At 45.3% G+C, this 20772-nt stretch carries 15 protein-coding genes; 7 read left to right on the forward strand and 8 right to left on the reverse strand.

Features of this window, described 5'->3' with window-relative positions; genetic code table 11:
- Positions 1 to 144 precede the first annotated feature (144 nt).
- Positions 145 to 3534 (reverse strand): maltose alpha-D-glucosyltransferase, encoded by a 3390-nt coding sequence (gene treS, locus QT974_RS11715; protein WP_333468649.1) that lies wholly within the window; start codon positions 3532 to 3534, stop codon positions 145 to 147.
- Between the two features lie 409 nt (positions 3535 to 3943).
- Between treS and QT974_RS11720 the strand changes: the two genes are divergently transcribed.
- Positions 3944 to 4171, forward strand: coding sequence for a photosystem II protein, Psb35-related (locus QT974_RS11720; RefSeq protein ID WP_333468650.1), 228 nt, complete (start codon positions 3944 to 3946; stop codon positions 4169 to 4171).
- A 399-nt stretch (positions 4172 to 4570) separates the two neighbouring features.
- On the opposite strand, the gene QT974_RS11725 is transcribed toward QT974_RS11720, so the two are convergent.
- Entirely contained in the window at positions 4571 to 7537 is a 2967-nt protein-coding gene (locus QT974_RS11725) for an ATP-dependent Clp protease ATP-binding subunit (RefSeq protein ID WP_333468651.1), read from the reverse strand.
- A 405-nt stretch (positions 7538 to 7942) separates the two neighbouring features.
- Here QT974_RS11725 and QT974_RS11730 point away from each other — a divergent pair, with 405 nt between their 5' ends.
- Both QT974_RS11730 and QT974_RS11735 read left to right on the forward strand, forming a co-directional pair.
- Positions 7943 to 9358, forward strand: coding sequence for an MBOAT family O-acyltransferase (locus tag QT974_RS11730; RefSeq protein WP_333468652.1), 1416 nt, complete (start codon positions 7943 to 7945; stop codon positions 9356 to 9358).
- A gap of 246 nt (positions 9359 to 9604) precedes the next feature.
- A complete protein-coding gene (locus QT974_RS11735; protein ID WP_333468653.1) occupies positions 9605 to 10570 on the forward strand; it encodes an SGNH/GDSL hydrolase family protein in 966 nt (321 codons plus the stop codon).
- A 107-nt stretch (positions 10571 to 10677) separates the two neighbouring features.
- On the opposite strand, the gene gloA is transcribed toward QT974_RS11735, so the two are convergent.
- From gloA to QT974_RS11755, 4 genes are all read right to left on the reverse strand, one after another.
- The gene (gene gloA / locus QT974_RS11740) at positions 10678 to 11106 is read right to left on the reverse strand and encodes a lactoylglutathione lyase (protein WP_333468654.1); all 429 of its coding nucleotides are present in this window, start codon (positions 11104 to 11106) and stop codon (positions 10678 to 10680) included.
- A 190-nt stretch (positions 11107 to 11296) separates the two neighbouring features.
- The gene (locus QT974_RS11745; RefSeq protein ID WP_333468655.1) at positions 11297 to 11563 is read right to left on the reverse strand and encodes a hypothetical protein; all 267 of its coding nucleotides are present in this window, start codon (positions 11561 to 11563) and stop codon (positions 11297 to 11299) included.
- Between the two features lie 19 nt (positions 11564 to 11582).
- Positions 11583 to 13838: a heavy metal translocating P-type ATPase gene (locus QT974_RS11750; protein WP_333468656.1), complete on the reverse strand. Its 2256-nt coding sequence runs from the start codon at positions 13836 to 13838 to the stop codon at positions 11583 to 11585.
- Between the two features lie 36 nt (positions 13839 to 13874).
- A complete protein-coding gene (locus QT974_RS11755; protein ID WP_333468657.1) occupies positions 13875 to 14069 on the reverse strand; it encodes a heavy-metal-associated domain-containing protein in 195 nt (64 codons plus the stop codon).
- Positions 14070 to 14312: 243 nt separating this feature from the next.
- On the opposite strand from QT974_RS11755, the gene QT974_RS11760 reads away from it, so the two are divergent.
- On the forward strand, positions 14313 to 15017 hold the full coding sequence (locus QT974_RS11760) for a DUF305 domain-containing protein (RefSeq protein WP_333468658.1): 705 nt from the start codon (positions 14313 to 14315) through the stop codon (positions 15015 to 15017).
- Between the two features lie 43 nt (positions 15018 to 15060).
- Here QT974_RS11760 and QT974_RS34765 read toward each other — a convergent pair whose 3' ends face one another.
- Positions 15061 to 15279, reverse strand: coding sequence for a hypothetical protein (locus tag QT974_RS34765; RefSeq protein WP_442933173.1), 219 nt, complete (start codon positions 15277 to 15279; stop codon positions 15061 to 15063).
- Between the two features lie 110 nt (positions 15280 to 15389).
- Between QT974_RS34765 and QT974_RS11765 the strand changes: the two genes are divergently transcribed.
- Together QT974_RS11765 and QT974_RS11770 are read left to right on the forward strand one after the other, a co-directional pair.
- A complete protein-coding gene (locus tag QT974_RS11765) occupies positions 15390 to 15584 on the forward strand; it encodes a hypothetical protein (protein ID WP_333468659.1) in 195 nt (64 codons plus the stop codon).
- Between the two features lie 202 nt (positions 15585 to 15786).
- The gene (locus QT974_RS11770) at positions 15787 to 17727 is read left to right on the forward strand and encodes an efflux RND transporter periplasmic adaptor subunit (protein WP_333468660.1); all 1941 of its coding nucleotides are present in this window, start codon (positions 15787 to 15789) and stop codon (positions 17725 to 17727) included.
- A gap of 171 nt (positions 17728 to 17898) precedes the next feature.
- Here QT974_RS11770 and QT974_RS11775 read toward each other — a convergent pair whose 3' ends face one another.
- Positions 17899 to 18078 carry a hypothetical protein gene (locus QT974_RS11775; RefSeq protein ID WP_333468661.1) on the reverse strand — a complete coding sequence of 60 codons (180 nt, stop codon included), beginning with the start codon at positions 18076 to 18078 and terminating at the stop codon, positions 17899 to 17901.
- Between the two features lie 304 nt (positions 18079 to 18382).
- Here QT974_RS11775 and QT974_RS11780 point away from each other — a divergent pair.
- The coding region (locus QT974_RS11780) for an efflux RND transporter permease subunit (RefSeq protein WP_333468662.1) at positions 18383 to 20772 on the forward strand (2390 nt) is incomplete at its 3' end.

A 20772-nucleotide genomic window follows, 5' to 3' on the forward strand; every position in this document is an offset into this window, starting at 1 on the left:
AAACCAGATGCACCCCCTTTGATCGTTTGTAGTGAGGAATGCGAGTCCGCAATCAGAAGGACTAAAGTCCTCACTACAAACCTTTGATGAAACGAGTTAATGTAAAGTGCGCCACAAGCACCCTACTCACTACTTAAAAATCAACTACGGCTTGCGACTGACATTCAACAATTGCAGAATCCGCTGGAGCGGAATTTCCGCCCAATCCAAGCGGTAATTGAGTTCGTATGCTAGCTCGGAAACCGCTTTTTCTAAAATGTAAGCATCCAGCAAAACTTGCAGTTCCGGTATAGATTTCGGCAAGAAACTGGCATCGGCTGCTGTTACCAAATAGCTGTTAAGAAAAGTCAGGCTGACCCAGCGGTGCCACACGTTTGCCCACTGCTGCATCTCCGGAAGATTTTCAGGGCGGATCATACCGCTTTCTACTTCATTGCGCAGCGCCAAAGTAACAGCATAATTGAAAGATTGCAGCATTCCCGCGACATCTCGCAGGGGCGACCTCTTCATCCGCCGCTCGCTTAACGGTCGATTCCGCTCTCCTCCGAAATCAATAATTACGAAGTCTTTACCTGTATACAGAACTTGTCCGAAATGAAAGTCTCCGTGACACCGAATTCGATCCGCCGTGATTCTCAAGTTCAAAATAGACTTGAAACGTTCCATCAGCAATTCTTCGCGGTTGAGGAGATTTTGTGCCAATTTTTGGGTTTCTGGCGGTAGTTTTGACAGCCGCTTTTTCAGCAGCAGTAAAATTCTTCCTGCCATATTTCTCATGTTTTGGTAGATGGAACGCTGGTAAAATGAGGTGAAATTTTCTGGAGCAAAAGCGGGATTTTCTGTGTCGGAAGCTAAAGCTAGGTGCAGCTCGGCTGTCCGCTGACCTAAAAGTTCGGCTGATGCTAAGTAAGAGCCGATAAGTTCGCGAGCTAACGCGGGAATTTCTAGGGATAAATCGGCTACTAGCGAGTTTGGTTGCCGCATTTGTGCGGTCAAAGCGCTGGGTAAATAGTTTTCGGGATCTGTCGATAAATTGTCGCCTAAATGCTTGGCTTCTACTGTCATTACTTGCTCGAAATAGTCGCGCAGCGTGTCTAATGTATAAGACCAAGCGTCCCTGCTGTCGGGGATTAGTTTTTGCAGTATTCCGACTGTAATTACTTGTTTTTCGGCTGTGTGATATTCCAAGGCTCCAGCAATTGGGGCGTAGTGTTGGATCGGGTTGCGATCGGTTAAAAAGCGTCCGATTTCTAATTCGGGATTGATTCCTTCCTCGACTTTTCGCAATATTTTTAGGACGTAGCGATCGCCGTAACCTGCGGATGTATTGCTTTGTTCTTTTTTGAACAGGTGAGGTTCGAGCTGCGATAAATCTTGGTCTGAGTTGAATATATTGTCGGCAATTCCTAGCAGTTCACCTGCTGTACCTTTGTAACTGCGAGAATTGGCGATCGCCCCCAGCAGCGCGCTCAGCAAGCCTTTGTCCCCAGCAGCATCAAACAGAACTCCGGCTTCGCTGCTTTCAGGGAAGTGCAGGCGCGCGATCGCGCGATCGTCCGGCTCGCCTTTGAGTTCTTCCCAACCTACAGGCAAAACATAGGTTTCCGGCATCCCTTCAGTATAATTCAACAGCAGAAACAGAATGTAAACTGTAGATTCCTCTCCCGTACTGTTGTGGCATTCTACAGGCACGACCTCGCTAATTTCTAACGATTGAATTGTCCTGTCTGCACCCACAAACCAGCGATTGCTGCGCAAGTAATTCGGCAATAAAGAGAGCAGCATTTCGCTTAATTGACTTGTTGTAAAAGCCGTTTTCCAATTACCGACGACCGCCAAATTAGGCAAGTCTGTCTTAAAACCGTGCAGCGAAAATTCTTCGGGTTTAGGAGTAAGAGTAAACCAGTAAAATGTGTGAGGGCTCAAACTCAAAAAGTAAGGCGACTCGCCCACCGCCGGAAACTCAGCGCGACCGAAAATCTCCACCGGCACAGCACCTTTAAACGGAGAAAGGTCTAATTCTGCCGTCTGTACGAAGCGCGACAAATTAGCGACTACGAGGATGTGTTCGTCTTGATAAGTCCGCACAAAAGCTAAAACTTTGCGGTTTTCTGGGTACAGAAACTCGCAAGTGCCGCGGCCGAATGCTTGGAATCGCTGGCGGACAGCAATCAAGCGTTTCATCCACCACCAAAGAGAACTGGGATTCGCCCGCTGCGCTTCCACGTTAACCGATTCGTAGTGATATTCAGGGTCAACAATTGGCGGCGCGTACAGCCGCTGCGGGTTAGCACGGCTGAAACCGGCATTGCGATCGCTACTCCACTGCATCGGAGTTCTCACCCCGTTGCGATCGCCCAAATAGATATTATCACCCATCCCAATCTCATCGCCGTAGTAAAGCACCGGCGTACCAGGAAGAGACAGCAGCAAAGCATTCATCAACTCAATGCGGCGGCGGTTATTTCCCATCAGCGGAGCCAAACGGCGGCGGATACCCAAATTAATTCTCGCTTGAGTATCTTGAGCGTAAACCCGATACATATAATCTCGGTCTTCATCGCTCACCATTTCCAGCGTCAATTCATCATGATTCCGCAAAAACAATGCCCACTGACAATTATTAGGAATCTGCGGAGTTTGCTGTAGAATATCGCTAATTGGGAAGCTATCTTCCATGTGCAAAGCCATAAACAAACGCGGCATCAGCGGGAAATGAAAGTTCATGTGACATTCATCGCCACCCGAGTAATATTCAACCGCATCCTCCGGCCACTGATTCGCCTCAGCAAGCAGCATCCGGTTGGGGAATTTCTCATCTACGTGCTTGCGCAAATGCTTGAGAAATACGTGAGTTTCTGGCAGGTTTTCGCAGTTAGTACCTTCACGCTCGTACAGATAAGGCACGGCATCCATGCGCAGTCCGTCTACTCCCATTTCTAACCAAAAATCTACCACATCCAAGATAGCTTGGCGGACGGCGGGATTGTCGTAATTTAAATCGGGTTGGTGAGCATAAAAACGGTGCCAGTAATAAGCTTTTGCTACCGCATCCCAAGCCCAATTAGAAGTCTCAAAATCCTGAAAAATAATCCGAGCATCTTGATATTTTTCCGGCGTATCGCTCCACACATAAAAATCTCTTTCGTTACTGCCTTTCGGGGCGCGGCGCGCTTTTTGGAACCAGGCGTGCTGGTCGGAAGTGTGGTTAACAATTAATTCAATAATAACTCGAATTCCGCGCTGGTGCGCTGCTTCCAAAAGCTCTTTAAAATCGTCTAACGTGCCGTAAATCGGGTTGACGGTGGTATAGTGAGATGTATCGTAGCCGTCGTCTCTGAGCGGCGATGGAAAAAATGGCAGTACCCAAATTGCTGTTACTCCCAATTTTTGCAGGTAATCCAGTTTTTCTGTGAGTCCCCGCAAGTCGCCGATGCCGTCTGAATTGCTGTCTGCAAAAGCGCGAATTGGTACTTCGTAAATGATGGCGTCTTTGAACCACAAGGGGTCATTATTTAAGATTGAGTTGGGCATAATTTTTATGGGTGATTGGTAATTTTGATTTGGTAATGGCTATTTGGTAATTGGGATTTGTTAGTTCAAATCCAAACTGATAAATCATAACGCATAATTTTGCCGCGATTCGTCATGCTAGCGGCAGAGTTTTAATCGTAATTTATTAACGCAAAACTTATAATTTCTTAACTAAAATTTTAAACAATCTATATTGCTATTTTTGATACAGTTCACTATTCGGATACTGATACTTGCTCAGCACACCTGCAATATCGGTGCTTGCTAAGCACACCCTAAATTTGCCTCAAAGGTTCGGTATACCGTACATTATTGACGGTTTGCACGACATTACACTGCCTTGACGCTGTTTGTAAATTTCTGTTACATTTATTTACATAAAGCAACAAAACTTAAGGAAAAAACAAAAATGGCTATTGTAATCTCTCTTTTGATCGTCGGCTGGGTCGCAGCATCTTTAATTGGTACTCAAGCATATTTCCTAGGCGAACAGTCCAAGCCCATTCACGATCGCAATTGGAGCAATGAATCTTTTGAACAACTGGCAAAATCGATGACTGGAACAGAAATCGATTACACTGTTCGCGTTCCCGCCTACAGCATGGATGCTTACACCAGTCGCACGATGGGTAATTAGTAATATTAAGTAAGCAGCAGGCTTGACTATTTTAAATAACAGGCTTTCTGGCCTGTTCCACAAGCAGATTTATTTTTGTGGAACAGGCCAGAAAGTTATTGGTGTCAACTTAAGCCAGAAAACTTTTGTATCTTTCGTTTATAGCCTAGGCCAGATCCCCCTAAATCCCCCTTAAGAAGGGGGACTTTGACAAAAGTATTGTCCTTCTTGGCAAATAGAGTTGCTAGTTGGAAAGATCCCTTGAAAAGGGGAGTAGGGGTTGACGCAAGAGAAGACTCTTATCCCCCCCTTGCTAAGGGGGGTTAGGGGGGATCTGGTCTTAAATCACCAACAGCAGCCTCTGAGTACCTTTGAAGTTAAGTTGACACCAATGGCCAGAAAGCCTGTTCCTAAATGTAACTACAAACTGTTACCTACCAACGCGGGGAGAGAGTCTTTTTTGCGAAACTGCAAAGTGTTATTTACACAGTCGATCGCAATTGTGTCACCTTCGACAAACGCATTTTCGAGAATTTTGTTAGCTAGCGGGTTTTCCAACTCCCGCTGGATGGCGCGTTTCAGGGGACGAGCACCGTAAACTGGGTCGTAACCGACATCTGTAATGTGGTTTTTCGCAGCATCGGACAGTTCCAAAGTGATTTTCTGTTCCGCCAACAGCCGCTCGATCCGCTTGACTTGAATGGTGACGATTTGCCGCAATTCCGTCTTGCTCAACGTGTGGAACAAAATGATCTCGTCCACCCGATTGAGAAATTCTGGCCGGAAGTGCGATCGCAAAGCAGTCATCACCCGTTTCAACATTTGCTCGTACTCTTCGTCTGTCTCCCGCTCTTGAGTCAAGGATTTTTCATTTTCAGACTTGTTTTCAGACTTACTTTCAATCTTAATTTCCGTCTTACCTTCACTATCAATATCAACTCGCTGAGCAGATACCTCGACAGTACCATCATCAGCAACTTTATAATCAGTGTTGGGAATTGATACCTCCTTCGGTTCCTGCTTCCTAGCAGCAGGTTTTTTGGTATTTTTCCCCTTTTTAGCAAACACTTCTAAAATGTGGTCGCTGCCGATATTGCTGGTCATTACAATTACGGTATTCTTAAAGTCAACCACTCGACCTTGAGAATCGGTAATTCTGCCGTCATCCAACACTTGCAGCAAAATGTTAAATATATCAGGGTGCGCCTTTTCCACTTCGTCAAATAGCACCACCGAATAAGGGCGTCTCCGCACTGCTTCGGAAAGTTGTCCCCCTTCATCGTAACCGACATATCCGGGGGGAGCTCCGACTAACCGGGAGACATTTTGCTTCTCCATATATTCGGACATATCGATGCGGATAATCGCATCGTCGCTGTCAAACAAAAACTCAGCCAACGCCCGCGCTAACTCGGTTTTTCCGACGCCTGTGGGGCCCATGAACAAGAAAGAGCCGATCGGTCTACCGGGATCTTTCATCCCCGCCCGCGCCCGCCGAATCGCCGCAGCAACCGCCGTTACAGCCTCTTCTTGACCGATAACTTTCTTGTGCAAATGGCTTTCCAATTGCAGCAATTTTTGGCGTTCCGATTCCAACAACCGATTGACCGGAATTCCCGTCCATTTCGCCACAATTTCCGCAATATCGCCCTCAGTAACTTTTTCCCGCAGCAGCGAAGAACCTTGAGCTTGCTGTTTCAAAAGTTCGGCTTCCTTGGCTTCGCGATCGCGCACCGCAGTCTCCAATTTACCGTACTTCAACTGGGCGGCTTTATTCAAATCGTAAGCTCTTTCTGCTTGTTCGATTTGGACTCGCAGTTGGTCTTCTTCTGCTTTCAATTTATTGATTGCATCTAACAACTGCTTTTCGCCCAACCACTGAGAGGATAATTTTTCCTGCTTGATTTTGAGAATGTCAATTTCCGATGTGATGCGTTCGATGCGGGGGCCGATTCCCGGGGATAGAGCACCTTTTCCCTCACCTTCGATCGACAATTTTTCCATTTCCAACTGCATCACCCGGCGGTCAATCCCTTCCAATTCCACGGGTTTGGAGGTAATCTCCATTTTCAAGTGGGCGGCCGCTTCGTCTACAAGGTCGATCGCCTTATCTGGCAAAAAGCGATCGGAAATATAGCGAAAAGACAAAGTTGCAGCAGCTACGAGCGCCGAATCGGTAATTTTTACCCCGTGGTGGCGTTCGTAACGGTCTTTCAATCCGCGCAAAATTGAAACAGTATCTTCCACAGTCGGTTCCCCGACAAATACTTGTTGAAAGCGGCGTTCTAAGGCCGGATCTTTTTCAATGTTTTTGCGGAATTCATCGAGAGTTGTAGCACCGATACAGCGCAATTCACCTCGGGCTAACATTGGTTTCAACAAATTTCCCGCATCCATTCCCGAGCCGGAACTACCGCCGCCGCCAGTTCCAACAACCGTGTGCAATTCGTCAATAAATAGGACGATTTGCCCGTCGGAATCGATAACTTCTCGCAGCACAGAACGCAATCGTTCTTCAAATTCGCCCCGGAATTTTGCCCCAGCAATTAAACTGCCCATATCCAGGCTGAATAGTTGGCGGTTTTTCAAAGATTCCGGTACATCGCCGTTGACAATGCGCTGGGCCAAACCTTCGGCGATCGCAGTTTTTCCGACTCCGGGATCGCCAATTAACACTGGATTGTTTTTTTGACGGCGGGAAAGAACTTGTACGACACGGCGTATTTCTTCGTCGCGGCCGATTACTGGGTCGAGTTTGCCTGCTTTGGCGGCTTCTGTCAAATCGCGCCCGTATTTGCTGAGGGCGTCGGAGTTGGCCTCAGAATTTGGGTTTTGGCTTTGACTTTGGCTTTGGCTTTGGCTCGGGCTTTGGCTCTGGCTTTGATCTTTGACTTTGGTAGTAGCGCGAATTGATTTGATTGCTTCATCGAGTTTGGCGCGATCGATCGTACCGGGTGCCGGTTTGCGATCGTATCCGGGGCGGCCCGGCGGCCCGTCGCCCTTAGTCAGCAATCGCCTACCAACTCGTTCATCTTCTAGCAAGCCTATTAATAAATGTTCAACGGCGATAAAATTATCTTGCCAAGTCTGTCTGGCAGACTCAGCAGCATCTAACATCACTTCTAAGCCGCGGCCGAGGTATAGTTGGTCAGCGTTAGCAACTCTCGGCTGTCGTTTAGCAAAAGCATCTAACTGCTGCGCCAAGCGGGCGACATCGACTCCAGCCTTGCTGAGAATGCTGTTTGCTAGGGCTTGCTGTTCTAGAATGGCGATCGCTAAATGTTCAACCTCTAGCTGCTGATTGGCAAAGCGGCGGGCTACATCCTGGGATTTGACTATGGCTTCCCAGGCTTGATCTGTAAATTTGCTAGGGTCTGTTGGCTGCACGTTCGTTCCTCGCAATCAAGGGGATTCCTGTTGTTATCCGTTCATACATGGTCTCACAACTATCTTAATCTTGAAACACGATTGTTAATCTATGAGTGCGGTTAACGAGCGCCGAAGTTGCAACACAATTGACTGCTTGTACAAGCTTACAGTCCGCGATCCACCGCAAAAATTTGTGTGGTACGACCGGATCTGGCGATCGAACTTATGAAAATATACTGGTTCTCCATTGCCTACAATACTGCACGGACACAGCACTGCCGCCTCATAATTATATCTTCGTTTGATCGTTCGGACTTTAGTCCGCAGAAATTAATGCGGACTAAAGTCCGAACGATCGAACCTCTTTATTGCTCTACTGAAATTTTCTATATTGCCATAACATTTTTTGATTGACTGACATATATGCTATTTCCCACTTACCAATTTTTATTATTTTTTCTAATTATTTTTAGCGCCATCCTCTCCTTAAAGCCCAAAGTTGATTTGTATAAAATTGTCTTGCTAATTTCCAGTTTATTATTTTATTCCTTTTGGAGCTTAGACTTTCTCGGACTCCTGATTTTAAGTACAGTCTACAATTATATCATTCTCCGAGCAGTCGAGCGCAGCAAACAGCCAAAAATTGCCTTCATCTTCGGCATAACTGTCAACATTGTCAATCTCGGCATTTTCAAATATTGCAACTTCTTTGTAACCTCCTTATTTGAGGTACTAAACCAGCTCAAAATTCCTGCCAATTTTCAAATGTTACAAATAATCGCCCCTGTCGGCATATCATTCTACACATTTAGAATAATTTCTCATTTAATCGATTGCTACCAACAAAAAATTAAGAGTCCTAAATTTATAGACTACGCCACCTACATTACCTACTTTCCCCAAATTGCCTCTGGGCCAATCTCGCGCCCTCACGAATTTTACTCGCAGCTAAATTCACCGAGTAAATATGACTATAAAATCGAAGAAGTTATCGTTTTGATTTTGTCTGGACTCTTCAAAAAATATACTTTGTCGAGCTTTTTGTTTAACTTCACTCAACTACCATTCAAAGTTCCGCAGCAGTACAGCAGCATAGATTTAATCCTGGCGGCAATTTCCTATTCTTGTTTGATTTACGTAGATTTCAGCGGCTACTCGGATTTGGCTAACGGTATCTCTTGCTTGCTGGGTTTCAAACCGATCGCCAATTTCAATATGCCATACCGATCGCTCAGCTTGCAAGAATTTTGGAAAAGGTGGCACATCAGTCTTTCCGAATGGTTGAGAGATTACCTTTACTTTCCCTTAGGTGGCAATAAATACGGCAAATTGCGGAAGTACGTAAATTTACTGATAACAATGGCGATCGGCGGATTTTGGCACGGCGCAGGATTAAATTTTATTGTGTGGGGAGGAATCCACGGTTTAGGATTGGTTGTCAACCATCTATGTAAAGATATTCCCCAAGCTATCCATTTTAAATTAGACTATGCCTTTCCCAGATTTACTAAATTTTGCAGTTGGCTAGTAACATTTACCTTTGTCACTTGTAGCTGGGTATTTTTTGGCACACCCAACTGCGAAACTGCGATCGGGTTTTTTCAAGGAATATTTCGTTTTTCCGCGGCAACTTTTCAATTCAACTTTTGGCAATTGTATCTAGTAATTGCAGTCATTGGCGCGATCAACTTGTGGGGCGACATCATTTCCCAAGTATTCCAAACAGTATTGTCATTAAACAACCTATTCTTTCGGGTTGTCTTAGTTTCCCTGCTCGTGTATGCTATCTTGATGTTGGGCCCGAGTACCGTCCCGCCTTTTATTTACTTTAATTTCTAAGAAACAACTAAATTCACCTAATTAAACTTCAACAGTTGACAGTTGACAGTTGACAGTTGGCAGTTGGCAGTTGTTATTTGTTATTTGTTATTTTTGAATATCTCCAAATAATCAGTGACTAATAACTAATGACTAATAACTAATGACTCGTGACAACTAACAACTAACAACTAACAACTAACAACTAACAAATAACAACTAACAACTAACAACTAACAACTAACAACTAACAACTAACAACTGATTATGAGAGACAGAGAAATTTTGCTGATTGTTACTTCTGTAATTCTCACTTTAATATTTTCCAACTTATCTTTATTTCTAAAAAGCTTTTCCTCAACTCCTTTAGCGAGTCCTGAAATTAAACAAGCAGCGCGCCAAATTGAAATCGACGGCTTCAGGAAATCAGAACAAGATTTTTGGAGCAAAATTAAAGATGTCAACTTCGACAGCCGCCGCAAAACAAAAACTTCTCCTGTGAAAACTGCAACCAAACCTGCTGTTGCAGCCGCAAAGCCTGCTAAAAAGCCAACACCAGCCAAACCCAAATTGACGGTACCTTATCGCAAATTTTTATTTATTGGCGATTCCGTAATGTTCGATTTAGGAACTCAACTTCAGTACACTCTCAAGGAAAAATACAATATTGCAAATACAAAAATTGACTACAAAGTATCCAGCGGCTTAAATCGGATAGATTATTATGACTGGTATGCCAGAACCAGCGAAATTATCCAAGATTATCGACCGGATGTAGTAATTGTTTTGTTCGGAGGGAATGACACTCAAGATATCACTGACTCTCAAGGAAAATACCGGGCAATTTTGAGTTTAGAATGGCAAAAAGCTTATCAAGAAAGAGTAGAAAAATACGCTAAGTTACTGGGAGCATCTTCTGTAAAAAAAGTGTATTGGATCGGTCAATCAATCTCTAATAAATCTTCGTATATTAAAGCTTTTCCAATTATGAATAATATCTATAAAAACACTAGCAAGTATTCTACAAAAATAGAATTTATTTCAACTTGGGATACTTTTGCAGAAGCCGGAAACTTTGTTCCCATAGTTGCTAATAAATCGGGCAAGCGAGGCTATGTTAAAATTAATGACGGCCTGCATTTTACCTCCCACGGAGCGGAAATTATCAGCGACGCGATCGTTGATAAAATGGCTAAGGACAAAATATTAAAAGCTCCGAAAAAGAAACCATGATAGTAAGTTTGGTTCGGTAGATTCTCTCCGTAGGGTGCGTCAGGTTCCGAGTTTTAACGTAAGTCAAAAAGTTTGTGGCTGGCGCACCCTACGCAGCAGGGCGAAGACTAAGATGCTACTTCCGTCCTTACTTTCTGAGGGCTGACATCTGGATTTTCCAGTTGGATTAATTCAACTTTATATCCATCGGGGTCTTGCACAAAAGCAATAACAGTTGAACCGTGTTTCATCGGGCCAGGTTCGCGGCTCACTTTACCGCCGCGGGCTCTAATTGCTTCGCAAGTACCGTAAATGTCGTCAACGCCGATCGCAATATGACCGTAAGCATCCCCTAAATTGTAGTCTGTGACGCCCCAGTTATATGTTAATTCCAAAACTGTAGTATCGGACATATCGCCGTAGCCTACAAAAGCTAGAGTAAATTTACCATCTGGATAGTCCTTTTGTCGCAGCAGTTTCATTCCGAGCACTTCGGTATAAAATTTGAGGGACTCTTCCAGGTTAACGACTCGGAGCATCGTGTGTAGTAGTTGCATTTAACTCACTCCAAATTTTTAAGCTCGATTAATTTTAGCGATTTCTCGCTGGAAAAAACCGCGACGGCCAAATTTACTTGGTTTTGGTTGGGTAGGCGATTGTTAAAACTGTTTGTGCCCCGGAGATCCCCCTGGTTGTAGGGGGGACGAAAGACAATTCTCTTGTCCCCCCCCCTTGTGTTTTGGGGGGCTAGGGGGGATCTCCGGGCTTAACTGAACCGTATTGAGGCTTAGCTGGATGTTTGCTCAACAAAAACCACCACAGTTCTAAACCAATTAAGCTCAGCCCGCCTGCTGTTACGCCGATTTTTACACTTAACGGTTGTTCTATCTGCCGAAATTGAGCGGTAGAATTTGCTGGATGGACTGATATTTGATTGGCTCCAACTCCCGACGCACTTCCGAGGATGATTCCTAAACCTGCGAGACTTGCTACAACTTGATGCTGATTTAACATTTCTCGAATTCCTGCTAATTTATGCAATGGATTTGGCTTGAAAATTCCGCAAGCGCAAAGCGTTAGTCACTACCGAAAGCGAACTGAAAGCCATGGCTGCGCCTGCGATAATCGGATTGAGCAGCCAGCCAAAAAATGGGTACAGAATACCAGCGGCGATTGGGATGCCGGCGATGTTGTAAATAAAGGCAAAAAACAGATTTTGGCGGATGTTCCGCATCGTGGCGCGGGAAAGTTTAATTGCTGTAACTATTCCTTGCAAATCTCCTGAAATTAAGGTAATGTCGCTGGCGGCGATCGCCACATCGGTACCGGTGCCGATCGCAATTCCCACATCCGAAGCCGCCAAAGCTGGTGCATCGTTAATTCCGTCTCCCACCATCGCCACAATTTTGCCTTCCCCTTGCAGGGCTTGGATTTGGGCTACTTTTTGGTCTGGTCTAACTTCGGCAAAAATGCGAGTAATTCCTACCGATTGGGCGATCGACTCCGCAGTCGATCGATTGTCCCCTGTCAGCATCGCCACCTCCAAACCGAGGTTTTGCAGTGCTTTCACCGCCCGCGCCGATGACGGTTTCAGAGCATCAGCAATGCCCATAATTGCTTCTATTTTGCCCTCTACAGCCATCCAAATCACCGTTTTGCTTGCGGCTTCCCAGGCTCGCGCCCGCAGCTCCAGATATTCAGTATCGCAGCCTAATTCCTGCATCCACCTGAGTGTTCCTAGGGCGATCGACTGTCCCCCCGAAACCGCTCGCACGCCGCTCCCCGCGATCGCCTCAAAATCACGAACATCACTCAACTTTACCTCTTGAGATTGACCGTACCTAACCACAGCTTCCCCCACAGGATGCTCGGAATTTCGCTCTACAGAAGCAGCCAATTGCAGCAACTTTAACTCGTTGCTGTCTGCGGTGCCTTTAATTGTCACAAAATCAGTTACCGTCGGCTTACCTTGAGTCAGAGTTCCTGTTTTATCTAGCACAATAATTTGAATTTTGTGAGCCAATTCTAAACTATCGGCTCCTTTAATTAAAATCCCATTTTCGGCGCCTTTACCCGTGCCAACCATCACAGCAGTCGGAGTCGCTAAACCCAAAGCGCAGGGACAGGCGATAATCAGCACTTCCACCATTGTCACCGTTGCTAAAGTGAAGTTACCCGTCGCGTTAAACCAGACAATAAAAGTAGCTAAAGCGATGGCAATGACTGCGGGTACAAAGGAACCAGTCACTTGGTCTGCTAACTTTTGAATCGGGGCTTTTGAACCTTGGGCTTCTTGCACCATCTTGACAATTTGAGCTAAAAATGTATCTTTTCCGACTCTAGTAGCGCGAAATTTGAAGCTGCCAGTTTTGTTAATTGTTGCTCCGATCACTTCGTCGCCAAGCTGTTTTTTTACAGGCAAACTTTCGCCTGTAACCATTGCTTCGTCTACTGTCGAAGCACCTTCAATTACCTCTCCGTCTACGGGGATTTGTTCGCCCGGGCGCACCTGTACAATGTCGCCAATTACCACTTGGGCGATCGGCATTTCCAACTCTTCGCCGTTGCGAACGATCCGAGCAGTTTTTGCTTGCAAACCCATCAGCTTGCGAATTGCCTCCGAAGTCTCTCCCTTCGCCCGATTTTCCAGGGTTTTACCCAACAAAATTAAGGCAATCACGCTGGCGGCAACTTCGTAGTAAACGCTGGGAGTCAAACCCTGGGCTGCGAATAAACCGGGAAAAAATGTCACAAATACTGAATAAAAATAAGCAGCACTCGTTCCCAATGCAATCAGGGTATCCATTGTTGCGACGCGCCGTTTTAGGGATTTCCAAGCTCCTACATAAAACGATTTGCCGCACCAAAATTGTACGGGTGATGTCAGCACTAATTGCAGCCAAGAATTGTGCAGCCATCCGGGAATGAATGGCAGGTGCAAGCCGGTCATGGCTGGAATGGCACCCACAACGAGCAGGATGCTGATGCTGCCTGCGATCCAGAGTTTTCGCTGCAAGTTGTCAGATGCGGATTTGCGATCGGCTTTTTCTGCATCATCTTCTACCCCAGCGATTTCTTGCAGCGGCAAAGCTTCGTATCCCGCCGCATCAACAGCCGATTGAATTGTTGCTAAATTGGTTTGCTTCGAGTCGTATTGGATGGTTGCTTGTTCCATCCCAAAATTGACATGACACTCACTTACCCCGGGTACAGATTGAATAGCTTGTTCGATAGAGGAAGCACAAGCAGCACAACTCATGCCCCGCAATTTAAGTGTAAGATTGTCCATAAATGCCATCCTAAATTATCAAGTTACCTTCGGCGTTCAAGTGACAGGGTAGCCAGCAGATGCGATCGCATTCCTAACTTCACTTTCCGGCTTATCGGTTTGAATCGCGACCAATTTTGTCTTGAGATCCGCCTCAACAGTAGCGGCTGAGTCAATCGCTTGGACTGCTTTTGCGATCGTACTCGTACAAGCAGAACAAGCCATTTTGGGAACTTTTAGGTGTAAAGTCATAATTGGAACCTCAGCAGAAACTACTCTGCTCAATCAATGAATTAACTTGATTATAAAGTCTCCACTTAGCAGGAGAGTCAAGGGGGAATCCCGAACTAATTCTTAAGTTTTACTGCCACTCATCGTTAAGTCCAACCACAGCACAGCAATAATTCTTGGCAAATCACAATCGAAAATTTCATCGTAATTTCATCTATTTGTGACAGAATGAATAAACATGGCAGTTTTAAGGTGATAAAATCTATGAAATCAATTTCATTAAAAACAGGTTTTGCAGCGCTGATATTGACCGCCACAGCCGCCCTAACCAGCGGAGTGCTGGCAGCTTGTTCAAAAGTTCCCACCAGCCAAACTCAAGCCCCAAATGCTACCGCAGCAACTGAACCAAACAACAAGCAAGACGCGGCACCAAGCGGTATGGGTGGCATGAATCATAATATGTCAATGGATTTAGGGCCTGCTGATGCCGACTACGATTTGCGATTTATTGATGGCATGACTGTACACCATCAAGGTGCTGTCAACATGGCGAAAGAGCTGCTGAATAAATCCCAGCGCCCGGAAATGAAAAAACTAGCTAATAGTATTATTGCCGCTCAAAACCGCGAAATCAATCAAATGAAAGAGTGGCGCAAAACTTGGTATGCTAAAGCCGACAGTACGCCAATGGCTTATCACGCTCAAATGGGTCACATGATGGCAATGACTCCCGAACAAATGCAAAGCATGATGATGAGTATGGATTTAGGAGCGGCTGACGACAAATTTGACTTGCGATTTCTGAATGCGATGATTCCCCACCACGAAGGAGCTTTAATCATGGCCCAAGATGCTTTGAAGAAGTCCAAACGCCCAGAAATCAAGAAATTATCTCAAGAAATTTTGACTTCGCAAAAGCAAGAAATTCAGCAAATGAAAGACTGGCGCAAAGCTTGGTACAAACAGTAGTGACGGGCGGGATAGATTAATCGCAATATCTGTAGGTGCGGGTTTACGCAAATATAAATGCTGGTAAAAAAACACTAAACCCGCCCCGGTATTGATTTGAGAAAGCAAGATGTGACATCAAGCCACAACATGAGTGACGCGAATCACAGTCAGTTAATTGTTCAGAAAATGCTTGCTTCACTACAGTAAGAAATCCAGCCAATGAAAGAGTAGCAAAGAGCTTGGTATAACAGTGATTTAGCTTGGTTGTGCCTATCAGCAGCGGTCTAAATTTACATCATTTGATTTTTTACGTAAAAATACTGTAGACAATTTAGAAGCCCTCCCTCTACAGTATGAAAGTCACCACAAAGTTATAGACAGGGGTACTCAATGATCTCGAACAGCTTGGAATTGAGCAGCACTTATCAACGAAATGCAGATGCAGACGATATAGTTAGCGTTTTGACAGCAGAAATTGAAGCCAAAGAAGTCGCGCAACGACAAAAGAATCTACAGCGCAATCCGTTGGCATTAGGCAAAACTTATATTCGTATTTTAGAAGCCGGTGGGCATCTGGGCTGCTAAGGCGAAATTTCATCCTAATTTCATTTGTCAGTGAAAGACTAGGTTGAGGAGAGCATTTTTAGCTCTGCGTCATTGCTTAGCAGTCGCTTGTTGGAAAATGCTAATAAGTAGCTTTGGTTAATTCGGTTAACTTACTTGTTTTGGCAAAATACCAACCGTTAAGCCTTTGGCACTCAACCTGATTTTAAGGACAATGCCAACGATGATATTTCACAAAAATTCTGAATCTCCGGCAATTATTAGCAGCTTTTCAGGAACTTTGTTAAGCCTAATCTTGCTAAGTTATCCCACCGCCGTTTTCGCCCACGCTGGGCACGGAAATGAATTTCACCAAGATAGCGAAACAACTCAAACTCCTGCTGCTATCTCTGTCGATGCCGCAACAGCAAAACGGTTAGGGATCAAAGTATCTCCTGCGGCCCGCCAGCGATTAGATATCGGCATCAAAACTACAGGACAAATTGAAACTTTACCCAACCAAAAAGTAGAAGTGACTGCTCCGGTGGCTGGCAAAGTGGTAGAATTGCGAGTTAAGCCTGGGGACAAAGTATCAAAAGGTCAACCCGTTGCAGTTTTATCGAGTTCAGAATTAGGACAGTTGCGCGTTGAATCTCTCTCGAAACAAGCGGAAGCTGAGGCAGATTTGCAGCAAGCACAAGGGGATTTGAAACTAGCTACCGAAAATTACGATCGCCAAATTAAAATCTCTGAAGCAGAAATAATACAAGCCCAAACTCAATTAGCAGCAACAACTCAACAGTACCAACGAGAGCAAGAATTAGTCAATCAGCGCTCTGTTGTCAAAGTTGCTAAGGAAAATTATCAGCGTCAGATGGACATAGCGCAAGCAGAGATAGCGCGGGCGGAAACTGAATTGACTGTGGCTAAAGAACAGTTCGATCGCGATCGCGAGTTAGTTGCGTCAGGGGCGATCGCGCGGCGTACAATGCTAGAGTCGCAATCCCACTTCGCCGAAGCCAAAGCCAATGTTGCCAAGGCAAAAAGCCGTCCCGAAGTTATCAAAGCCGAAACCGAAATTAAACAAGCTGAAGTAGACTTGCCAATGCGGGAATTGCGCGATTCTCAAGGCAAGGTGGCAGAAACAAAAGCTCAACTCACCAAGGCTCTGAGCCGCCGGGAAGTCTTAGAAGCCGAGAATCAGGTCAAACGTGGCAAAACTGCCGTGCAAGTCGCTCGATCGCGCATTCGTTTAGCAGGCGCAGCCTATCAAGCGCGGCTGCAACAATTAGGTGCTGTTGCGAATGAGCAGGGACTTGTCACCGTCATTGCTCCGATTTCTGGTACGATTGCCGATCGCGCCATCACCCCAGGAGAGTCTGTAAGCGCTGAAAAACCGTTGATGAGCGTCTTAAATGACAGCCGAGTTTTTGCTACAGCCAATATCTACGAAAAAGATTTGAATCAGGTAAAACAAAGCCAGGAAGTCAGGGTGAAAGTTGCTAATTTGGGCGATCGTATTTTCAAGGGAAAAATCACCTTAATAGGCTCATCCGTGCAAGGAGAAACGCGGGTTATCCCAGTGAAAGCAGAACTAGATAATAGTAACGGCGAGTTAAAGCCGGGATTGTTTGCGGAGTTGGAGATTTTAACCAATAAAACTGTTACCAATGTTTTAGCAATTCCGACTACAGCAGTAGTAGATGTTAGCGGTAAAAAAACAGTTTACGTCCAAAATGGCGATGCTTATCAAGCGGTTGACATTGAAGTCGGTCAAACTGCGGGAGATTTAGTAGAAATTAAGAGCGGTTTATTCGATGGAGATTCGATCGTAACCCAGCGCGCGCCTCAACTTTACGCCCAATCTCTGCGCGGTAGCAAGCCGTCAACCAGTGAGGAAAAGCAAGAGGTAAGTCCTAAGGTAACAGAGGTTAACTTTAATAATTTGCCTGTGTATTTATGGTGGGCGGGAATTGGAGGAGGAATTGCGATCGCATCCGTGACTTTTGCAGCCGGGGTATTTTGGGGAAAACGGCGCAAATTGCCAGCAATAGCAGCGGATTCTAAAAACAGTTGTTTTTCTACCTCCGCAGTGGCACTAAATGCGAGTAAAGTAGATGAATTGCTGCATGATGACAACCACCATGTTAACAGCCACGAGGCAGAAACCCAGAGTTTAAAGTAAAAGTTTTGTTTACAAGTAATTACCTTGTCGGGTGCAGCTTGTGCAAGGCAAATATGTTTGTAGGGGCGAAGCATGACCGCAGTCAATATGGCATTATAACTAATAACTTATATGCGGTCATGCTTCGCCCTCTTCAAAGGTGAGATGCACTCACCTTGTCTGAGAGTTGATTCATTTATCTGCATCTAGAAAGCTGTGCAATTCTTCATCAAAAATATACCTCATAGGTTTTTTACGCCCTTTGAACTGAGCGCGCATGATTACTCGTTTTGAGCGCTTTGGCGGGACTGGATTGTAGTCTGTTTCGCCAAAGTTTTTTAGAGTTTCTGAGTATTTCTTGGGTGCTTTCATAATAACTATGATGAACATTCGATTGGTTGTTTAAAGGATTTGTAAGGTGCGTCGCTACGAGATTGTCGTTTTTTTTGAGGATTGTAGATGGCGACGCACCCTACAGCTACTGACAGCTTACATAACCCTTAAACCAAGAGGGCTAAAGCCGAACAACGTCCGCGAATCTTTCTTTCGACCGCTATAACTTATAAATCAGACTTAAAAGAGAAACGATTTCATCCTAATTTCATTGTTGGGTGTCAATCTATATTGAATGGCTATTTAACTGTCAACTGTCAACTCTCAACTGTCAACTGTTTAAATGTTCAGCACTATTCTGAGATGGGTAATTAATCGCCGTTGGCTAGTCGTTCTCGCCACCATTATTATTAGTCTGTGGACATTGTATATCATCCCCAAAATGTCCCTTGATGTCTTCCCACCTTTTGCGCCGCCGCAAGTCGAAATTCAGACGGAAGCACCGGGCCTCGCACCGGAAGAAATCGAGTCTTTAGTAACACTCCCGATCGAAAGTGCGATTAACGGAACTCCGGGAGTAACAGCAGTGCGATCGGCTTCGGCTGTCGGTCTTTCTGCAATTAAGGTAATCTTTGATTGGGGAACTAACATTTATCAAGCGCGCCAATTAATAACCGAAAGATTGCAACAAGCTCAAAGCAAACTCCCGGCTGGAGTAGAAACACCACAAATTTCTCCGACAACTTCTCCGGTTGGTTTGGTAATTACCTATGCTTTCACATCACAAACTACTCCTTTGATGGAAGTGCGCCGTTTGATTGATTGGCAAGTCACAAATCGTCTTTTGGCAGTAACTGGTGTGGCTCAAATCGTTGCTTACGGCGGCGAACAAAGGCAGTATCAAGTATTAGTCGATCCTGCTAAGTTAAAAGCTTTTAATGTGTCGTTGCAGCAAGTTGCGGAAGCGACGAAGGCTGCCAATGTTAATGCGCCGGGAGGCTATTTAATTACACCGGATAAAGAAACGTTAATTCGGGGTGTGGGGCGGATTGAGTCTGTGGCAGATTTGCAGCAATCTGCGATCGCCTCTCGCCAAGGAACACCCGTCAGAATTGGTGATGTTGCGGATGTCAAAATTGGTGCAGCAATCAAGCGGGGAAACGGCAGTTTTAACGGCAAAAAAGCTGTGATTGTGATGGTAAACCGACAGCCCGTTGCGGATACTCCGACGGTAACGAAGGCGGTTGAGGCGGCAATGGCTGAGGTGCAGCAAGCTTTACCTAAGGATATTAAGGTGACAGTGACTTTCCGGCAGGAAGAGTATATCAATTCTTCGGTGGAGAATGTGCGATCGGCTTTAGTGGAAGGCAGTATCATTGTCACCGTGATTCTGATCCCGTTTTTGATGAATTGGCGCACTCTGACGGTGGTTTTGCTCGATTTCTTCCTAACTTGGCTGTTCGGGCTGCTGGCGATGTATTGGCTGGGACTGGGATTGAATACGATGACGTTGGGTGGTTTGTCGGTGGCGATCGGCACTGCGATCGACGATGCGATTGTTTATGCTGAAAATACCTACCGCAATTTACGAGAAAATAAGGCTTCTGGGCATCCGCGCCCGGTGATGGATGTGATTTTTGATGGCTCTCAAGAGGTGCGCGATTCGTTAATTGGAGCAACGGTAATTGGGATTGTGGTGTTTTCGCCTATTTTTACTTTGCCCGGTGTAGAAGGTCGAATTTTTACGCCGATGGGAATTACTTATTTGGTAGTTGTGGTGATTTCTAGTTTAGAATCGCTGTTCGTTTCTCCGGCGCTTTGTGCTATTTTGTTGCCGAGTAAACGCATGAGTGCTGAGGAGCCTTGGTTGCCGAGATTTTGCAAAAAAATATATCACTTTTTTATCCGATTGTCAATGCGTTATTCGGCGATAATTTTAGTTTTAGCTGCTGCTAGCATGGTGGCTGCATTAGTTGTTTTGCCTTCCTTTGGACGGGTGTTTTTGCCGGAGTTTCAGGAGCAAACTTTGGTGAATACGATTCAGCTTTATCCGGGGGTGTCTTTGGAGACGACGGATAGCGCGGCTTTTGCGATGGAAGATGCACTTAAGCAGGATACCAGATTTGAATACGTGCAAGTGCGATCGGGCAGAGCTCCGGGTGATGCCGATGCTGCGGGTGTCAATTTAGCTCACATCGATATCGGTTTGAGCGAGGAAGGGATGAAAAATCGGTCAAAAACTTTGGAGTTTTTGCGGCAGGAATTTGGGAAATTGCCGGGAGTTGCACCAAATATCGGCGGTTTTATTTCTCACCGGATGGATGAGGTTTTGTCTGGTGTCAGGAGTCAAATTGCTGTAAAAATTTTTGGCCCGGATTTGAATCAGCTTCGCAGCCTCGGTGCCCAAGTTGAAGCGCAAATGAAAACAGTTAAGGGAATTGTGGATTTGCAACTCGAACCCCAGGTGCCGGTGCAGCAAATTCAAATTAAGTTTAACCGCCAAGCTGCGGGTAGATATGGTTTGAAAATTGGAGAACTTTCGGAAATCATCGAAATAGCTTTAAATGGCAAAGTTGTTTCTCAAGTTTTGGAAGCACAGCAAACTTTTGATTTAGTTGTGTGGTTGCAGCCGTCAGCTAGAAACAACATCGAAACTATTCAAAATTTGTTGGTTGATACCCCCCCTCTTTCCCCCCCTTATAAAGGTGGGGATGAAAGGGGGGGTAAAATTCC

Source organism: Microcoleus sp. BM001215392 (genome assembly GCF_036700185.1).
Lineage (GTDB): Bacteria > Cyanobacteriota > Cyanobacteriia > Cyanobacteriales > Microcoleaceae > Microcoleus.